Below are 17829 nucleotides of genomic sequence, written 5' to 3' on the forward strand. Positions count from 1 at the left end.
TAGTTTATATAAAAATTGTGGGTGGAGAGAATGGCGGACTTCAAAAAAATCGGCGTCATCGGCGGAGGCACGATGGGGCAAGCGATTGCGGAAATGCTGGCTACGAAAGGGCTCGACGTTTATTTGCACGAAACGACCTTGAAGAAGTTTGAGCAAGGGATGCGAGGCATCGAAATGAGCCTCGACAAGCAGATCGAAAAGTGGGGCATCACTGGGACGGAGAAAAAACTGATCCTATCCCGGATTCATATGCTCGGAGAGCTGCAAGAAGCTGCCCAGTGCGATTTAATCATAGAAACGATTACGGAAGATTTGGAAGCGAAGAGAGTGCTGTTCGACCGGCTCGGCGAAATTTGCGATTCGGACGTTATTTTGGCAAGCAACACCTCTACACTTTCGTTAACCGAGCTTGCCCGCGACACGCGCCACCCGGAGCGTGTCATCGGTTTGCACTTTATTCATCCGGTCACGAAAATCGATATGGTAGAAATCATTCGCGGCTTGCAAACGTCGGATACGACTTTTACGCAAACCAAACAGTTCGTGGAAGACGTCATTACGAAAAGAGGAATTTTAGTCTACGAATCGCCCGGCTTCGTAACGACAAGGCTGATCTGTACCCTGATCAACGAAGCGATGCACGTGCTTGCGGAAGGTGTGGCGTCTGCGGAAGATATAGACACCGCCATGCGGGTAGGCTATGATTTTCGGTATGGACCGTTGGAAATGGCGGACCGGTTCGGTCTGGACGCGATTCTGTTCGCGCTGGAGCGCATGTTCAGAGAATTCGGCGACTTGAAATACCGCCCCGCGACGCTGCTGAAGAAGATGGTCCGGGCGAATCAGCTCGGCGTCAAGACAGGCTCGGGCTTCTTCCGCTATGACGAGGATGGTGATAGAATATGATGGTACTGGTTATTAATGCCGGCAGTTCATCGTTAAAGTATCAGCTATACGATATGTCGGACGAATCTGTGCTGGCCGCCGGCAAGGTGGAACGAATCGGCATGGATACGGCTATATTGACGCACGAGCCTCCCGGCAAACCGGAGGTTCGCGAGGTGAGCGAGATTCTCGATCATACGGCCGCGATCCGCAAAGTATTGGCTATGCTCGTTCATAAGGAGCACGGCGTCATCGGCTCGACAACGGAAATCGAAGCCGTCGGCCATCGGGTCGTGCACGGCGGAGAGTCGTTCAAGGAATCGGTTGTCGTCACCGCCGAGGTGAAGCAGGAAATTAAGCGGCTGTTCGATTTGGCGCCGCTGCACAATCCGGCACACATGCTCGGCATACAGGCGGTGGAAGCGAACATGCCGAACGTGCCGCAGGTCGTCGTCTTCGATACGGCGTTCCATCAAACGATGCCGCAGCATGCATACCTTTATCCGATCCCGCAAACGCTGTATAAGAAGCATAAGATTCGGAAATACGGCTTTCACGGCACGTCCCACATGTACGTCAGCCAGCGGGCTGCGGCCTTCTTGGGCAGGAGCGCGAAAGACCTGAAAATCGTATCGTGCCATATCGGCAACGGAGCCAGCGTGGCGGCGGTGAAGGGCGGCGTTTCGGTCGATACGTCGATGGGAATGACACCGCTTGAAGGACTGATGATGGGAACCCGAAGCGGCGATTTGGACCCGGCGGTCGTACCCTTTACGATGGCGAAGGAAGACCTCACGATCGGCGAGGTCAACTCGATGCTGAACAAGCACAGCGGCTTGCTGGCCATCTCCGGCTTATCGAGCGATATGCGCGAGATTCAAGAGGCGATGGAGCAAGGAAACCGGAACGCGGAGCTCGCCTTCGATATGTACGAATACAGGCTGCGTAAATATATCGGGGCTTATGCGGCTGCGATGAACGGGCTCGACGCAATCGTTTGGACGGCGGGGGTAGGCGAAAACTCTTGGATGTTGAGAGAGAAGGTATGCCTGAACTTGGGGTATCTGGGAGTCGAAATCGACATCGAAGCGAACAAGCACCGCTCCAAAGAAAACCGGCGCATCTCCACGCCGCGCTCGAAGGTAGAGGTGCTTGTTATTCCGACCAACGAAGAAATGGTCATTGCCAGAGATACTTATCGTTTAATCGGAGGACTCCGGCCGGAAGCGGAAAACAAACAAGTCGAAGAGGTCACTAATTGAGTAAAGAGGGATAAGATGAGTCAATCGGTATTGTCAACGATTCGCGAGGTTTCATCTCATGCGGGCGAGCAGGTGCGCATCGGCTGCTGGCTGCACCGTAAGCGCTCCAGCGGAAAAATTCAGTTTCTGCAGCTTAGAGACGGCACGGGCTTCATTCAAGGAGTCATCGTCAAGAACGAGGTCGACGAAGCGGCTTGGGAAGCCGCGGACAAGCTGACGCAGGAATCTTCCCTTTGGGTGACGGGCGTCGTTCGCGAAGATCCCCGATCGCCAAGCGGCTATGAATTGACGGTTTCGAACGTGGACATCATTCAGCTGTCGCACGATTATCCGATTACGCCGAAGGAGCACGGGGTCGATTTTCTGATGGACCATCGGCACCTGTGGCTGCGGTCGCCGCGCCAGAGAGCCATTATGGTCATCCGCGCGCAAATTGTTCGTGCGATTCAGCAATTTTTCGATACCCGCGGCTTTACGCAAGTGGACGCTCCGATTTTGACGCCGACGTCCGCGGAAGGTACGACGAATTTATTCCATACGAAATATTTCGACGAGGACGCGTATTTGACCCAAAGCGGCCAGCTGTACATGGAAGCGGCGGCGATGGCGCTCGGGAAAGTGTATTCCTTCGGTCCGACGTTCCGCGCCGAGAAATCGAAGACGCGCCGCCACTTGATCGAGTTTTGGATGATCGAGCCGGAGATGGCGTTCGTCGATCACGAGGAAAACCTGCGCGTGCAGGAGCAATTCGTTTCCCATATCGTGCAAAGCGTCCTCGCAAACTGCAAAGCCGAGCTCGCGACGCTGGAGCGCGACGTATCGAAGCTGGAGCAGGTTGCGGGCGAATTCCCGCGCATTACGTATGACGACGCCGTAAAATTTTTGAACGCGAACGGCTTTCCCGAATTTACGTGGGGTGAGGATTTCGGGGCGCCGCACGAAACGGCGATCGCCGAAAGCTTCAACAAGCCGGTGTTCATCACCCATTATCCGGCGTCCTTCAAGGCGTTCTATATGAAGCCGGATCCGAACCGTCCGGAGGTCGTACTCTGCGCCGACTTGATCGCTCCGGAAGGATACGGAGAAATTATCGGCGGCTCTCAGCGGATCGACGATCCGGAGCTGATGGAGCAGCGCTTCAAGGAGCATGAATTGTCCGAGGAAGCGTACCGCTGGTATTTGGATTTAAGGAAATACGGCTCCGTGCCGCATTCGGGCTTCGGGCTCGGTCTCGAGCGGACGGTCGCTTGGATTTGCGGGCTTGATCACGTTCGCGAGACGATTCCGTTCCCGCGTCTGCTGTACCGGTTGTATCCGTAATTGTCGGGCGAGAGGAGCATGTGCGTAAATGTCGGATGCTTTTAGAGAAGGACTGCTTGCCGGCATGAGGCTGGGCGCGGTGAACGTGCCCGGCTTGTTTATGCGCGGATACGCGCAGCTCGGGTTGACCGAAATCGAGGCGATGCTGCTGCTGCATCTCATGTATGCGGACAGCGGGGAGCGCAATTTGTTCCCGACCCCGGAGGAGCTGGCCGGCCGCATGTCGGCGGGGCCGAGCGCGGTGCTGGCGGCGATCGAGCGTCTTGTCCGCGACGGGCTGCTCTTGATCGATGAAGCGGTGGACGAATCGACGGGCATCGTGAGCGAACGGTACAATTTGTCTCCGCTGTACGAGCGGCTCGCCTTTTTGTGGACGGAGCCGGCGGACGAGCGGGATTACGCCTCCTCGCCTTCATTCGGCACGCAGGCCGCTCAGACGTTCCGCGCTCCGGCAAGGGAGACGGCCGCCTCCCGCCGGAAGGATTTGTTTACCGTGTTCGAAAGCGAATTTGCGCGGCCGCTGTCGCCGATGGAATATGAGACGATTTCGAACTGGCTGGACAAGGATCAATATTCGGACTCATTGATATTAACTGCGCTGAAGGAAGCCGTCTTTGCAGGGAAAGTGCACTTCCGCTATATCGACCGCATTCTCGTCGAATGGCAAAAAAACCGCGTCACTACTCCGGAGCAGGCGAAGGAGTATACGCAGCGGTTTCGCGGAGAGCGGTAAATACATCTGTACCGGAAGCTGTCTCAATTTTTTGAGGCGGCTTTTTTGCTTATGACGGGTGGGGGCGGGAGATGAGCAGAGTTAGCAACAAATTATGGTGCTATGACAGGGGCGCTTTCGGTCAAAGGGCAGGGTTAACGGAATGTTCGAATTCATGGTAAAATACCCCATAGCTTGATACATACTTTAGGAGGCGTCTATGCGAGAAACGATACTGCAGCGAGCGAAGGAAACGGCGGTCCGAGCCGTGAAGGAAGCGGGCGAAATCCACCGGAGCCTGTTCGGACGCGCGATCGGCGTCGAAGAGAAGGGACAGCACGGCGATCTTGTCACGGAGGCGGACCACCGGGCGGAAGCGGCGATCCTTCGAATCCTTGCGGCCGAATTCCCCGACCACCAAATCCGCAGCGAAGAAACCGGTTGGGCGGGTGTGGAAAGCGAGTGGCTGTGGCTGGTCGATCCGCTGGACGGAACGAACAATTTTGCCATAGGGCTGCCCGTATACGGCGTTTCCGTGACGCTCATTCACCGGCAGGAGCCGCTGCTCGGCGTTATTTACGAGCCGGTTACGGACACGTTGTACGTGGCGGAGAGAGGGAAAGGCGCCCAGTGCAACGGCTTGCCGCTGAGACTCGCGGATCGGATACGGCATACGACAGGTAAGCCGACCGTCGGCTGGATTCAAGGCCACCAAGTCCAGATGGAGGAGCGCCCGATGCGGCTCAAACACCATTTGGACACCCGGTCGAAGAGAGTGCTTCGGCTGTGGGCGCCGACGCTGCTATGGTGCGCGCTTGCCCGGGGCGATATCGACGGCATTGTTCTTTATAATTCGGAGGGGGACGATTTGTACTCCGGCATATTGATCGCACAGGAAGCGGGTGCTGCCGTTGTCGATTTCGAGGGGAACCTTTTCGCGGGAATGAATAATGAGCCTTATATTATCGCATGCCGTCCCGATCAAACAGCGGCATTCCTCGAACTTGTGCGGCAAGGGCTGGAGGGGAACGCATAAAGGCCATGATTCAAGGCATCAATCATCTGTGCTTCTCCGTATCAGATTTGGAGCGGTCGATCGCTTTTTACCGCGAGGAGCTGCAAGCGAAGCTGCTCGTCCGCGGCAGAAGCTTGGCTTACTTCGATCTGAACGGGCTGTGGCTCGCGCTCAACGAAGAGAACAATATCCCGCGTAACGAAATTCATCGGTCGTATACGCATATCGCTTTCAGCGTGGACTCCGGCGATTTGGAGGAGCTGCGGGAAAGGCTCGAGCGGCTGGGGGCGATTATGCTGCAGGGAAGAGAAAGGGACGAACGGGATCGAAACTCGATTTATTTTACCGATCCCGACGGCCATAAGTTTGAGTTTCACACCGGCAATCTGCAGGATCGGCTGCAATATTACAGAGACGAAAAGCATCACATGATGTTTTACGATGAATAGAGGAGGCTTGGGAAGATGTCGCTGCGAACGATTTATGATAGCGAAACCGTCAATGTTATCGTCAACGAGCAATCGAAGCACATCATGCTGGAGCTGAACAGCGGCGGCTGCGGCCGAGATACGTGACTGCGCATATGGGCAAGGAGGAAACCGAGCGGCTCATCGAGGCGCTGCAGGCAGCGCTCGCCCATACGGAAAGTTTATTGCGGTAACGAATACGAATACGATAAACGAATCCCGAAAGGAAGGCATCACGAATATGATCGCAACACAAGCAACCGTACATGAATTGGAAGAAGCCGCGCATTTATTCGATCAATACCGGCAGTTTTACGGGCAATCGCCGGACTTGGACGGGGCGCGCGCATTTTTGCTGGAACGGTTATCCGCCCTGCAATCCGTTATTTTCCTCGCGCGGGACGACCGGCAGCGCGCCGTCGGTTTCATGCAGCTGTACCCTGCATTCTCGTCGATTTCCATGAAGCGGGATTGGATTTTGAACGATCTTTACGTTGTTGAAGAAGCGCGGGGGCAAGGAGCGGCCGGAGCGCTCTTGACGGAAGCCGTCCGGTACGCGGGGGCGACTGGGGCGAAGGGCATCGGATTAGTTACGGCCGCCGACAATGTTCGTGCGCAGCGTATTTACGAAGCTTTCGGCTTTGAGAAGGACGAGCACTTTTTTTCCTATTATCGAAAAGGTTGACGCATAACCGGATATACTTGTGAGAGACATGCGCAGCATTCCAGCTTAGAGGAGGTCGGTGAGAACGTGTCGCGGGCATGTTTGCTGATTCACGGGTTTACGGGAGGACCGTACGAGGTGGAGCCTCTGGCGGCGCATTTGGCGTTGCGCGGGGCAGATTGCTTTACGCCGACGCTGGCGGGCCACGGCGGGCCGCTGAGCGAGCTGCGAGGCATTCCCAGACAGGAGTGGCTCGCAAGCGCCTCGGCGGAAGCGGAGCGGATTGCCGAGCGCTATGGAGCCTTCGATTGCGTCGGGTTTTCCATGGGCGGGCTTATCGCCGCATATTTAGCCAATCGTTATCCGGTCCGCAAGCTTGTGCTGCTGAATGCGGCGGTCATCTATATTAGCCCGAAGCGGTTTTTGGAGAACGCGATCGAAGTCATCCGCAACGGCCATGTGGAGGACATGCGCATAAAGAGCGAAACGCCGGTCAAGGCGGTATTTGAATTTATGCGGCTCGTCAGAGAGCTGAAGCCCGAAATCGGCCTTGTCCGGGCGCCGACGATGATCGTGCAGGGCGATCGGGACGAAATCGTGCATCCGAAAAGCGCCGCCTATTTGGATCACCATATGAACACCGAGAAGGAGCTTCATATTTTTCCGAACTCGCGCCATATGATTTGTCTCGGGCCGGAAGCGAAGGAGCTGTTTGAGAAGGTAGAGCGCTTTTTGATGTAAAGAGAGGAGGCGGGCATATGGCAAAAGAGAACGTCGATTTGTTCGGAAACGCCCGGACGGCGCTATTGACCGTGGCGTTAACTGCAGTCTGCTTCGGCTTTATCATCGTCCGGCAGCAGCTGACCGGCGAGCTGCGGTTTTTGTTTCTGCTTTGGAATTTGTTTTTGGCATGGCTTCCTTACCTGTTTTCGACTGCGGCGGTTTGGGCGGAGGGGCTCTTCGCCCGCGGCGGCGCCAAGCTGCTCACGCTATTGCTGCTGGGAGTCCCATGGCTGCTCCTTTATCCGAACGCACCGTATGTGACGACCGATTTTATTCACCTCGTAGCCAATAAGCCGCTATATATAAGTAACGGGGATATTTCGTTTTTGTTCTGGTACGATCTCGTGCTCGTTTTCTTTTTTTCGTGGTGCGGGCTGTTTTTAGGGTATTTGTCGACCTTGCAGCTTCATGAGGCCGTAAACCGTTTGGCGGGGAAAATCGCGGGATGGCTGTTTGTGCTCGTTGTGTCGCTGCTTGGCGGGTACGGCATTTTTTTAGGGCGGGTCGTTCGGCTGAACAGCTGGGACGTCGTTTACAATCCGTTTCGTCTGCTGCTCGGCATTGTGGAAAATTTGCATCGGAACGGGTTTTTGTTTTCGTGTCTGTTCGCGTTCTTTTTGTTCGTCGTTTATGTATTTTTATATAGCCTGCGAGACATAAAAAAGGAGAAAGGAAATACGATGGTACATACATAGCACAAAATAAGAGCAAAGGAGGACGACCCTATCAAAGGCACCCGGTTGCTCGTTGTCCTGGATCTTTTGTTCTATGGCGTATTTCCGTATTTGATTTGGGCGGCCGCCAAGCATTCGGTTTCCGACTATCATGCGCTGCTGCTCTCCACCAGCCCGAGCTTTGCGTACTCGCTCTTTCGCTTTGCGATCGAACGCCAATGGAACGTGACGGGGCTATTTCTGATCGCCACGCTGCTGACCAGCACGGCCATCGATTTGGCGTCCGGAAACGCGGAGGCGATGATTCGAAACAACATCCGCACGCTCTTGGGGTTCGGGGTGTTTTTCCTGATTACGATGCTGATGAAGCGACCGATGGCGGCGTACTTTTTTGCGGATGCGGCGAATGTATGGCTTGGAGAAAAAAAGAAGCGGAGCGCCCAAGATTTCCGCAAGCCCGAGCTGATGCCGTACTTTCAAGGGCTGACGTTGTTGTTCGCTGTCCGCTATTTGTTTATCGCGCTCGCCAAATGGAGCATGTTCGAGTATTACGGTGTCGCCGGCTACGGCATACTGATTTGGTGGCGCGTGGCGTTAAGCTTCGCGTTCGGCGCCGTCATCGTGCTTGCCTTTCTTTACGTTGCCCGGCACGTTTCCCGAATTGCGGGCTCTTAATTATTTGGTAAGCAGCAAGTAACGGTATCGGTGTTCGAACAAAAATTCGAACGCCTCCAGATGCCGTTTCGCCTCGAACACGTTCGCCCCCCAGGCGTAAATCCCGTGGTTTCGCAGCAAAATCCCCGGAATCCCCGGCCGGATCGCTCCCCTGACCAGCTCCGCAATTTTCGGAATTTCCGCATAGTTAGGGAGAATCGGCACTTCAATTGCGGCATTTTCTTCCCAAATGTTGAACGCTTTGATCAGCTCGACGCCCTGCAGCGGGACGAACCCGAGCTCTCCGTCATATTCGGAAATGATGTTGTTGTACACGGTGTGCACGTGAAAAATCGCGCCGCAGCCCGTTGCATTGTAAATTTCGCAGTGGATGAGCGTCTCGGCGGACGGTTTAAGCTGCGTGGCATCCGTCGGCTTGCCGTGCCGGTCGACAAGCAGAAAGTCTTCCGGCGTATGCTTGGACTTATCTTTTCCGCTGGCGGTCACGGCGAAGGTGAACGCTTCCGGCGCGAACGGTCCGACGCGCACGGACAAATTCCCGCTTGTCCCGGGAAACCAGCCTCTGCCGGCGAAATCGGCTTTTATTTCTCTCAGCTGCTCGAATGCGGCTTGTTTTTGTTCGACGGTTATGTGTTGCTGCGGGTTCATTGAACTTCCTCCTGCTCTTTTCGTTCATGGAACATCGTCTTCAGTTCGGCGACGACGTCGTGGAACGTTTCGAATTCGTGGAACGGGACTTGCAGCTCCCGGCAGCGGGCCGCCAAATGGGAGCGGGCGAAAATCGTGTCCACCAGCTTCGCGCCTTCGAAATCGGTAATGCTGTCGCCGATGATGATGCGGCGGTATTGCTCGCGCGGGTAGGAACGAATGACTCGCGTTTTGCACATGCCGCAGTCGGTGGTGCAGTGCTCGTCGCACGGGTGCGGCCACAATATTTCGATGGTTTCGCCGCTGAAATCCGCGGAGTTGCAAAAAATATGATCCGGCTCGATATCGAACGGCTCCAGAAGCTTCAGCAGGAAAAAGTCGATGCCGCCGCTCGTCACGTAGAACGGGATATCCTCTTGTCGGCAAAAGGCAAGCAGCTCTGCGAAGCCGGGCCGGATGCCGGCCGTTTGCAGGACGTACCGCGTGATTTCTTCCTTCATGGTTGAAGGCATGAGAGCAAACATTTCGCCGACGCCCTGGCGGATGCTTTTGCGCCCGCCGACGATGTCTTCGACGATCGGTTCCCAGCCCGGAGGGTTAAAATGCCGCATAATAGCCACAATGTTGTCGCTTAACGTGATCGTGCCGTCAAAGTCGCAAAAGATGATCGGTTGTTTTTGTTGATTCTGGCTCTGGCTCTGGCTCTGGCTGTGGTTGTGGTTCACTCTCTCACTCCCCATAGATCGATTGCGGCTTTGAGCTCCTGATGTCCGTCTAGAGCGGCGTAATCCGCCAGCTTGATGCCTGCGTTCGCCGCTTCGATCGCCTGCCGGAACGCGCGTCCGCCTGCCGCAGTGCCCATCGGGTGGCCGTGGATGCCGCCGCCCGCGTTGACGACGGAATCGACGCCGAAGTCGCGAAGAATGAGCGGGACGAGTCCCGGATGAATGCCGGCGGAGGGGACGGGAATGCTCTTTCGTTGCTTCGGACTTTCATCCAAGAGCGCTTGTTTGATTGCCAGCGTCTCTTCCTTCGGCATCGTGACGGAGCCGTAGGGAGACGGGAACAGCACCAAGTCCGCTCCGGCCAGACGCATCAGCTTTCCGAGCAACAGCTGCGGCGCGATGCCGTAGTGCGGCGAAGGATACATGGCGCCCGACATGGCCGGATGCGCCGCGATCGGAACGTTGATGTCCGGGTCGGCCGCAAGAGAGCTGAGCGCGTCGTAACCGTATGCCAGCACGTTGAACAGCAAAGCATTGGCGCCGGCGTCGATCGCTTTCTTCGCTTGTGTTTTGAGCTCGAATGTAGGGCCCGTCAGGTTGACCGCGTACAGCAGCTTGTTGCCGGTTTGCGCTTCGGACTGTTTTGCAGCGGCGATGCACGCTTCCACGCGCCGTTCGATCGGGGTAAGCGGGTTTTCGAACAAAATCTCGTCGTCTTTAATAAGGTCGACGCCGCCGAGCGCTTGCTGGTAAAACTGCTCGCGCAGCTCCGGAAGATCGTAGCCGATGACCGATTTGAATATGCTCATCAGCAGCGGACGATCGTATACGCCGAGCAGGCGGCGAACGCCTTCCAAGCCGAACTTCGGTCCCGGGAACGCATCCGAGAAGCCGTCGGAGAACTCGAGATCGATCAGCTTGATTTTGCCGTCCATCGACAGCTTGCCGAAGACGGTAACGAGCAGAGCAGGAATGTCTTTGCTGAAGTTGACGTCGGGATAGGCAATACGGATGTCGGCATAGCGCTCGGCGGCCGTCGAGCCGGCCGGGGCGCCCGCCTCGGGTTCATGGACGTCGATGGAGACGACCTTTCCGAGGTGCTTCTCCATCGCCGCTTTCTTCGCTTCCGGAAGCTCCGTCCAGCTGCCGACGGTCAACCCGACGGCGATGCCCGTCGCTTTCTTTTGAAAATCGGCTTTATCGTCAAAACAACGGTATGCAGCCACGCAATACGATTTCAAATCCGTCATTTGTTAGTACACCGCCCATCAATAGAATTCAAAACATAATTATACAAGAAAGTCCGATGCAATGGAAAACGCGAGCTCCTCATTAGAAGGAACTCGCGCGTTTGATTTAACGGTCGGCCGCTTCGACCGATTGCAGCACGTTGGCGGCAACCTCGTCGCCCATTTCCTGCGCCCGCTCCGATGCCCGGAAGATCGCCTTAGTCATCCCTTCCTTGAACCGGTACTGCTCCAGTACGCCGAGCGCTGCGAACGTCGTTCCGTTCGGCGACGTCACTTTGGCGCGGAGCAACGCCGGATCCTCATCCGTCGTGTGCACCATGTGGGCGGCGCCGAGCACGGTTTGCAGCACAAGCGCACGGGAATCCTCTTCGGTGAGCCCGGCTTCCACGCCGGCCGACGTCATGATCTCCATGAGGTAGTAGACGTAAGCCGGACCGCTTCCGGACAAGCCGGTTACGAGATTGAGCTTTTCTTCATGCAGCGGGACGACCAATCCGACCGCTTCGAACATTTGGATGGCGATTTGCCTCCACGGTTCGCTTACGCTGTCCGACCAGGCGAGCCCGGTGGCGCCGAGGCCGATGGAGCACGAGGTGTTCGGCATCGTACGGATGACCGGCTGCTTGCGGCCGAGCAGCTGCTCGATCGTGTCGATCGACAGCCCCGCCACAACGGAGACGATCAGCTGCTCGGGGCGGATGCAGTCGCGAAATTCGGAGATCGCGCTGCCGACATCCTTCGGCTTCATGGCGAATACGACGATGTCCGCGCCTTCGATCAAGGCGGAACGCTCCTCCGGCTCGTTCGTCTCCGGGATGCGCACGCCGTATTGCTGCTGAAGTTCGGCAAGTCTGCCGCGGTTATGGCGGTTCAGCACGACGACGGAGAGCGAATGCACGAGGTCCGCATCCGTCAGTCCGCGTACGAGCGCTTCCGCCATCGAGCCTGCACCGATGAACGCGATTTTTTGCGATCTCAACGTTAGTTCGTTCAGTTCGTTCATTGGGTAAGCCCTCCTTGTTATTGATGTTGTTGCGTTATTCGCGAATTTGTCCGCTGCCCGTCACGATATATTTCGTTGAAGTGAGCGCCGGCAAGCCCATCGGACCGCGCGCGTGCAGCTTCTGGGTCGAGATGCCGATCTCGGCGCCGAAGCCGAACTCGAAGCCGTCGGTGAAGCGGGTGGACGCGTTGTGATAAACGGCTGCGGCGTCCACCTCGGCGAGGAAGCGGGCGGCGTTCGCGGTGTTTTCGGTGACAATGCATTCCGAGTGCATCGTTCCGAATGCGGCGATATGCTCCAGCGCCTCATCGAGGCTGCCGACAATTTTCATGTTCAAGATGTAATCGTTGTACTCCGTGGAGTAGTCTTCGCTTGTGGCGGGACTGATGCCGGTCGCCAGCTTGCGGGATTCCTCGCAGCCGCGAAGCTCCACGTCGCGCTCTTTGAAGGCGTCGACGATGCTGCGGAAGTGCTTCTCGGCAAATTCGCGATGGACGAGCAGCGTCTCCATTGCGTTGCAGACGGAGGGACGCTGCACCTTGGCGTTCAAGGCGATCGACAGCGCCATCTGCGGGTCCGCACTCTCGTCTATAAACGTATGGCATATGCCGGCGCCCGTCTCAATGACAGGGACCTTCGCATTGTCGACGACGTTGCGGATAAGCGACGCTCCGCCGCGCGGGATGATGCAGTCCAGTATGCCGCTTAGTGTCAGCATATCGTCGACCGAGGAACGGTTCGGATCTGTGATCAATTGCACCGCTTCGGGAGGGATTGCGGTATGCGCAAGCGCCGCATGGATTGCTTCGACAATCGCCGTATTCGTGTGGAGCGCCGCCGATCCGCCGCGCAGCAGCACGGCGTTGCCGGTTTTCAGGCAAAGCCCGGCGGCGTCGACCGTTACGTTCGGGCGGGCTTCGTAGATGATCCCGATTAAGCCGATCGGCACCCGTACTTGCTTGATGCGGAGCCCGTTGGGGCGAACGATCTCATGCAGCGTATCGCCGACCGGGTCGGGCAGCGCCGTTACCTCATGCAAGCCGTCTGCCATTGCTTCAACCCGTTTCCGCGTTAAAGTTAGGCGGTCTAAAAGAGCGGCGGAAAGTCCGTTCGCCTTGCCGTTATTTAAATCCTGTTGGTTTGCCGCTGCGATCATCTCATATCGGGCGATCAGCTCGCTTGCAATGCGTTGCAGCGCTTCGTTCTTCGCGTCGCTGTTTATGCCGCCGAGAATACTCGTCGTACGCTTTGCGATTAACGCTTTTTGTCTTGCTTCGCTCATGTCGGTCGGTTCCTCCTTATCTTGTGACTGTCGGTTTTGATTATTGGATTTAGTGCAAATCGATCCATTCGTCCCTGTGAATGACTTCGATTCGGGGGACAGCGATGGTTCGCAGCACTTCTTCGGTGGAGCTGCCGGCGGCCGCACGAAGCTGCCAGGATGCGTAATTGACGACGCCGCGGCCGACGATCCGGCCGTCGGGGCCGACCACCTCGATGACGTCGCCGGGGTGGAATTCGCCCTCCACGTCCGATACGCCGGCGGGGAGGAGGCTTTTGCCTCTTTCGACCAGCGCCTTCTCCGCGCCTTCGTCGATGCGGATGCGGCCTTGGGGCACGGAATGGAAGCCGACCCACTGCTTCTTAACGGATAACGTATGCAGCTCCGTATCGAAATAGGTGCCGTTGCCTTGTCCTTCCGCCGCTTTGACGATGTCGCCGATCTCGGCCGCTTTGCCGACGAACACTTGGACGCCGCCGCGGATGGCGATGCGCGCCGCCTCCAGCTTCGAGCGCATGCCGCCGGTGCCGACGGAGGACCCGCTCCCGCCTGCCATCAGAAACAGCTCTTCGCCGATTTTCGTAACGCGGTCGATCCGTTTGGCGTCCGGGTTTTTGCGCGGGTCTTCGGTGTATAGGCCGTTCATATCCGTGCAAATGAGGAGCTGGCGGGCCTTTACGAGATTGGCGACGAGCGCGGAGAGCGTGTCGTTGTCTCCGAATTTGATTTCGTCGACGGATACGGTGTCGTTCTCGTTGATGATCGGGATGACGCCGCGGGTCATCAGCTCGTCGAGCGTGGCCTGTGCGTTGCTGATCCGTTTGCGGTTTGCGAAATCGGACCGCGTCAGCAGCACTTGGGCGACGACGGCGCCGCGCGCTCCGAACGCTTCGTTGTATGCTTGCATGAGCAGCGCTTGGCCGACGGCGGCGGACGCTTGCTTCTCGTGCGTCGCCTTCGGCCGCTTTGCGAAGCCGAGCCGGGCGAAGCCGGCGGCTACCGCGCCCGAGGAAACTAGCACCACCTCGGCGCCGGTTCGGGCCAGCGCGCTCAATTCCTCCGCGAAATATTCGATTCGGTCTCGATGCAGGCTGCCGTCCGATAAAGTAAGAGAGCTGCTGCCGATTTTCACGACGATGCGCCTGCGGATGATGCTGTTCATACGATTAGCTCCTTCTTCTGTATACATGGCGGTCAGACCGGTCTGTGGTGTATGCCGTCGGCCGGACGGATCGGGTCAGGACGATCGGTTGGTCCGGTTAGGTTCGTTCGCTCGGTTTGGTTCAGGTGGTCGATCGATCGGTCCGGGTTGGGTCGGTTGCTCGGCTCAGTCCGGTTCGATCAGTCCGGTCAGGTTCGTTCGCTAGGTTCAGTCCAATTCGGGTCAGGTGGTCGATCGATCGGTTTAAGTCAGGTCGATCGGATCGTGTCAGCTATCAGGCGTGCCGCAACCGAGCAACCGTCAGTTAACGGAACAAAATGTCCGCTAATAACCTGATTTGGCCCGAAAACTACGATTTAACGGAAACAGATGTCCGCTAATCGGCTCAAAACCGTCGAAATGAGTCATTTGGGCGAATTAGCGGACAACTTGTTCCGTTAATTAGCCGTTTTTTGCAAAATCGGCATGATTAGCGGACATTCGGTTCCGTTAGTTCTTCCCGTTGATGAAAGCCGCGGCTCGCGTACGAGTTAGCACCAAAAGTTGGTACAAACGCAGCCGATAGCCCGGCGAAGCCGCGAGTTAGCACAAAAAGTTGGTGCGATCCCGCTTATACACCGCAAATAAAAAAGCTTTCGTCCTCATAACAAGGACGAAAGCTGCTGCTTCCGCGGTACCACCTTCGTTGACGGACCCATAATACGGCCGTCCCGCTCATTCCCTCGTAAAGGGAGGGCTCCTGTCCGGCTCGTCGCCGGCCGCTCGGGGGTGGGTTCGGCCCGGAATGGCGGCGAATTCTTCCAGCTTTCGAATCCGCTCTCTGCACGCCAGTGTCCAATGCTTACTAGTCCCGTCATCACGTTTGTTCGATTCCGATATTTCAATACACTATATCACCCGAGGGGCCATTTGTAAACATGCAACATCCCGCCTTTTTGTGTCGTCTGCTATAAGTGAGGTGAAGGATGTGTACAAAATGTCCTACGGAACGATTCTGCTAATGGCGCTGATCTGCTTCATGCTCGGAGGTACGGAGCGAATGCCATGGGTGGCGGTGAACGAATCGGCCGGAGCGGATTTCGCGCCTACGGAACGATTGCAAACCGAAAACAACTCGAGCGCAATCCGCCACAGGTGAGCCGGCTGCCGCGGAGTCCAAAACTTTAACCGTGCAATCGACAGCAAACGCAATAGCCACTAAAGCAAATGAAGCGACAGACGCAACAAGAACCGTAACTTTCACAACAGCAGTGGCAGCGCCTCTGTTAAAAATACAAGTCGAAAGGCAGCAGCGCGCTTTACTGCGTTATTACTCGAATGAGGATGCGTCCGCATATAAGTGCCAGCAATTGTTGTTAACCGGCCGGATGCACTCCGGTTGTACGATTTCGCTGCTTACATGCGCGGCGGCGCCTTAATTCCAAGCAGTGCGAGGCCGCGCTGCAGGACGAATCCCGTCCGTTCGCAAAGCAGCAGCTTGGCTGACCGCTCGGCGGCCGTTCCCGCCAGTACACGCTCCGCATGGTAAAACCGGTTGAACGCCTTGGCGACATCAAGCAAATGTTTGGCGAGCAGCGAAGGCTCCCGAAGCTCAGCGGCACGAGCCAGCACGGAAGGATACATCACGAGTTCCTTAAGCAGCGCCCAGGCGGCATCGCCGCAAATCGCGCTGTAATCCGGGGCCGCACCGGAATCAGAACTCGCACCCACAACAGAGCCCGAAACCGCACCGGAATCAGAACTCGCACCCTCAACAGAGCCCGAAACCGTACCGGAGTCAGCACATGCACCTTCAACAACACCCGAACCATCACCCGAACCAACACCCGGCTCCGCCCCGGCAATATCCGCCGCTTTCCCAATCAACGACTGTATGCGGGCGTTCGTATATTGAACGTAAGGCCCGGTATCGCCTTCGAACCGCAGCGCTTCATCGAGCGAAAAATCGATCGAGCCGAGCCGGTCGTTCTTCAAATCCCCGAACAGCACCGCGCCGACGCCGATCGCTTCGGCAACCGCTTCCCGCTCCGCAAGTGCCGAGCTTCTTTCCCGGATCACATCCGCAGCCCGCTGCACCGCTTCATCCAGTACATCGTCCAGAAATACGACGCTGCCTTTGCGGGTAGACATCTTTTTCCCTTCAAACCGCATTAGCCCGAACGGCACATGCTCGCAGCGTTCCGCCCACGCGAACCCCATGCGGCGCAGCACGGCGAACACTTGCCGAAAGTGCAGCGACTGCTCGGCGCCGACCACGTACAGCAGCCGCTCCGCGCCGAGCGACTCCGCACGGTAAATGGCTGTCGCCAAGTCCCGGGTCGCATATATCGAAGTTCCGTCCGATTTCACAATGAGGCAAGGAGGCAGCCCTTCCTCCTCAAGCCGCACCACTAGCGCGCCGTCGCTCTCTTCCAGCAAGCCGAGCGACCGCAGACGTTCGATTACGCCGACCATTTTGTCGTTGTAGAAGCTTTCCCCCAGCTCATATTCGAACGAAACGCCGAGCCGATCATAGATGCGGCGAAACTCCTTTTTGCTTTCCGTCACGAAAAACTCCCACAGCGCGCGAGCTTCGGCATCGCCGGCTTCCAGCTTCGCAAACCAATAGCGGCCTTCCTCCTCCAGCTCCGGGTTGTGCTCGGCTTCTTTATGAAACCGCACGTACAGCTTCAGCGATTCGTCAATCGGCGCCTTCCGCAGCGCTTCCTCGTCCCCCCAGCGGCAATACGCCGCGATTTGCTTGCCGAATTGCGTCCCCCAATCGCCCAGATGGTTGATCCGCAGCACTTCGTACCCGACTTCGCTCAATATATTATTAAGCGCATTGCCGATAACGGTAGAGCGAAGGTGACCGATCCCGAACGGCTTGGCAATGTTGGGGGAGGACATGTCGATCGCGACCCGCTCGCCGCCGCCGATCAAGGGCGTATAGAAGGCAGGCGCCGAAAGCACCCCGAGCCATTCCCCTGCAACCCCCTCCCGAACGAACGATACGTTCAAATAAGGTCCTGCCGCCGAGCACCGTATGCGCCGATCTTGAATCGAAGCGGCGAGCCCGGCCGCGATGTCGGCAGGAGACCGCTTCTGCTGCCGCGCCAATTGAAAGCAAGGAAGGGCGGCGTCGCCCCATGAAGCATCCGGAGGTATTTCCAGCAGCCGTTCGGTTTCCTGGGAGGTAAGGCCGATATGCGGAGCCAAAACGTCCGCCGCTAACGCAAGAAACATCGTCCAGTCACACCTTTCATTAGAATAAAAAAAGCCCCCGTCTCCATAAGAGACGAGAGCATTGTTCCCGCGGTACC

At 56.9% G+C, this 17829-nt stretch carries 18 protein-coding genes and 1 other annotated feature (1 of these 19 only partly in view); of the genes, 11 read left to right on the forward strand and 7 right to left on the reverse strand.

All coding sequences use genetic code 11. From position 1 onward, the window contains the following. Nucleotides 1-30 precede the first annotated feature (30 nt). The 10 genes from PT964_RS17355 to PT964_RS17400 all read left to right on the forward strand — a co-directional run bounded on the left by PT964_RS17355 (nt 31) and on the right by PT964_RS17400 (nt 8457). The gene (locus PT964_RS17355) at nt 31-906 is read left to right on the forward strand and encodes a 3-hydroxyacyl-CoA dehydrogenase family protein (protein WP_274364636.1); all 876 of its coding nucleotides are present in this window, start codon (nt 31-33) and stop codon (nt 904-906) included. Next, nucleotides 903-2147, forward strand: coding sequence for an acetate/propionate family kinase (locus PT964_RS17360; RefSeq protein WP_274364637.1), 1245 nt, complete (start codon nt 903-905; stop codon nt 2145-2147). The genes PT964_RS17355 and PT964_RS17360 overlap by 4 nt, the downstream gene beginning before the upstream one ends. Before the next feature lie 15 nt (nt 2148-2162). Further along, entirely contained in the window at nt 2163-3467 is a 1305-nt protein-coding gene (gene asnS / locus PT964_RS17365; RefSeq protein ID WP_274364638.1) for an asparagine--tRNA ligase, read from the forward strand. A 28-nt stretch (nt 3468-3495) separates the two neighbouring features. Next, nucleotides 3496-4200: a DnaD domain-containing protein gene (locus PT964_RS17370; RefSeq protein WP_274364639.1), complete on the forward strand. Its 705-nt coding sequence runs from the start codon at nt 3496-3498 to the stop codon at nt 4198-4200. A gap of 199 nt (nt 4201-4399) precedes the next feature. Further along, on the forward strand, nt 4400-5215 hold the full coding sequence (locus tag PT964_RS17375; protein ID WP_274364640.1) for an inositol monophosphatase family protein: 816 nt from the start codon (nt 4400-4402) through the stop codon (nt 5213-5215). Between the two features lie 5 nt (nt 5216-5220). Beyond that, on the forward strand, nt 5221-5643 hold the full coding sequence (gene fosB / locus PT964_RS17380; protein ID WP_274364641.1) for a metallothiol transferase FosB: 423 nt from the start codon (nt 5221-5223) through the stop codon (nt 5641-5643). 259 nt (nt 5644-5902) lie between these two features. Next, nucleotides 5903-6346: a GNAT family N-acetyltransferase gene (locus tag PT964_RS17385; protein ID WP_274364642.1), complete on the forward strand. Its 444-nt coding sequence runs from the start codon at nt 5903-5905 to the stop codon at nt 6344-6346. Between the two features lie 66 nt (nt 6347-6412). Beyond that, nucleotides 6413-7066: an alpha/beta hydrolase gene (locus PT964_RS17390; protein WP_274364643.1), complete on the forward strand. Its 654-nt coding sequence runs from the start codon at nt 6413-6415 to the stop codon at nt 7064-7066. Between the two features lie 17 nt (nt 7067-7083). After that, nucleotides 7084-7803, forward strand: coding sequence for a DUF1361 domain-containing protein (locus tag PT964_RS17395; RefSeq protein WP_274364644.1), 720 nt, complete (start codon nt 7084-7086; stop codon nt 7801-7803). Nucleotides 7804-7848: 45 nt separating this feature from the next. Then, nucleotides 7849-8457, forward strand: a complete 609-nt coding sequence (locus PT964_RS17400; protein WP_274364645.1) for a VC0807 family protein — start codon at nt 7849-7851, stop codon at nt 8455-8457. On the opposite strand, the gene mtnB is transcribed toward PT964_RS17400, so the two are convergent. From mtnB to proB, 6 genes are all read right to left on the reverse strand, one after another. Further along, entirely contained in the window at nt 8458-9105 is a 648-nt protein-coding gene (gene mtnB, locus PT964_RS17405) for a methylthioribulose 1-phosphate dehydratase (protein WP_274364646.1), read from the reverse strand. Further along, entirely contained in the window at nt 9102-9830 is a 729-nt protein-coding gene (locus tag PT964_RS17410) for a 2-hydroxy-3-keto-5-methylthiopentenyl-1-phosphate phosphatase (RefSeq protein WP_274364647.1), read from the reverse strand. The genes mtnB and PT964_RS17410 overlap by 4 nt, the downstream gene beginning before the upstream one ends. Further along, nucleotides 9827-11080 (reverse strand): 2,3-diketo-5-methylthiopentyl-1-phosphate enolase, encoded by a 1254-nt coding sequence (locus tag PT964_RS17415; RefSeq protein ID WP_274364648.1) that lies wholly within the window; start codon nt 11078-11080, stop codon nt 9827-9829. Before PT964_RS17415 ends, PT964_RS17410 begins: the two co-directional genes overlap by 4 nt. A 106-nt stretch (nt 11081-11186) precedes the next feature. After that, the gene (proC, locus tag PT964_RS17420; protein WP_274364649.1) at nt 11187-12083 is read right to left on the reverse strand and encodes a pyrroline-5-carboxylate reductase; all 897 of its coding nucleotides are present in this window, start codon (nt 12081-12083) and stop codon (nt 11187-11189) included. Between the two features lie 34 nt (nt 12084-12117). Next, nucleotides 12118-13365: a glutamate-5-semialdehyde dehydrogenase gene (locus PT964_RS17425; protein ID WP_274364650.1), complete on the reverse strand. Its 1248-nt coding sequence runs from the start codon at nt 13363-13365 to the stop codon at nt 12118-12120. A 49-nt stretch (nt 13366-13414) separates the two neighbouring features. After that, nucleotides 13415-14515, reverse strand: coding sequence for a glutamate 5-kinase (gene proB / locus PT964_RS17430; RefSeq protein ID WP_274364695.1), 1101 nt, complete (start codon nt 14513-14515; stop codon nt 13415-13417). Between the two features lie 988 nt (nt 14516-15503). On the opposite strand from proB, the gene PT964_RS17435 reads away from it, so the two are divergent. After that, the gene (locus PT964_RS17435) at nt 15504-15665 is read left to right on the forward strand and encodes a hypothetical protein (RefSeq protein ID WP_274364651.1); all 162 of its coding nucleotides are present in this window, start codon (nt 15504-15506) and stop codon (nt 15663-15665) included. A 257-nt stretch (nt 15666-15922) separates the two neighbouring features. Here PT964_RS17435 and argS read toward each other — a convergent pair whose 3' ends face one another. Continuing rightward, entirely contained in the window at nt 15923-17752 is a 1830-nt protein-coding gene (argS, locus tag PT964_RS17440; RefSeq protein WP_274364652.1) for an arginine--tRNA ligase, read from the reverse strand. Between the two features lie 45 nt (nt 17753-17797). Continuing rightward, nucleotides 17798-17829 (reverse strand) — a binding site (T-box leader); it runs 208 nt beyond the window's last position.

It is taken from the genome of Paenibacillus thermotolerans (genome assembly GCF_028745515.1).
GTDB classification, from domain to species: Bacteria; Bacillota; Bacilli; order Paenibacillales; family YIM-B00363; genus Paenibacillus_AE; species Paenibacillus_AE thermotolerans.

Coding starts and splice junctions, on each gene's coding strand:
- PT964_RS17395 (WP_274364644.1), top strand. CDS start 7,084: ATGGCAAAAGAGAACGTCGATTTGTTCGGAAACGCCCGGACGGCGCTA.
- argS (WP_274364652.1), bottom strand. CDS start 17,752: ATGTTTCTTGCGTTAGCGGCGGACGTTTTGGCTCCGCATATCGGCCTT.
- proC (WP_274364649.1), bottom strand. CDS start 12,083: ATGAACGAACTGAACGAACTAACGTTGAGATCGCAAAAAATCGCGTTC.
- PT964_RS17425 (WP_274364650.1), bottom strand. CDS start 13,365: ATGAGCGAAGCAAGACAAAAAGCGTTAATCGCAAAGCGTACGACGAGT.
- PT964_RS17370 (WP_274364639.1), top strand. CDS start 3,496: ATGTCGGATGCTTTTAGAGAAGGACTGCTTGCCGGCATGAGGCTGGGC.
- asnS (WP_274364638.1), top strand. CDS start 2,163: ATGAGTCAATCGGTATTGTCAACGATTCGCGAGGTTTCATCTCATGCG.
- PT964_RS17415 (WP_274364648.1), bottom strand. CDS start 11,080: ATGACGGATTTGAAATCGTATTGCGTGGCTGCATACCGTTGTTTTGAC.
- fosB (WP_274364641.1), top strand. CDS start 5,221: ATGATTCAAGGCATCAATCATCTGTGCTTCTCCGTATCAGATTTGGAG.
- PT964_RS17435 (WP_274364651.1), top strand. CDS start 15,504: ATGTCCTACGGAACGATTCTGCTAATGGCGCTGATCTGCTTCATGCTC.
- PT964_RS17355 (WP_274364636.1), top strand. CDS start 31: ATGGCGGACTTCAAAAAAATCGGCGTCATCGGCGGAGGCACGATGGGG.
- mtnB (WP_274364646.1), bottom strand. CDS start 9,105: ATGAACCCGCAGCAACACATAACCGTCGAACAAAAACAAGCCGCATTC.
- PT964_RS17375 (WP_274364640.1), top strand. CDS start 4,400: ATGCGAGAAACGATACTGCAGCGAGCGAAGGAAACGGCGGTCCGAGCC.
- PT964_RS17385 (WP_274364642.1), top strand. CDS start 5,903: ATGATCGCAACACAAGCAACCGTACATGAATTGGAAGAAGCCGCGCAT.
- PT964_RS17360 (WP_274364637.1), top strand. CDS start 903: ATGATGGTACTGGTTATTAATGCCGGCAGTTCATCGTTAAAGTATCAG.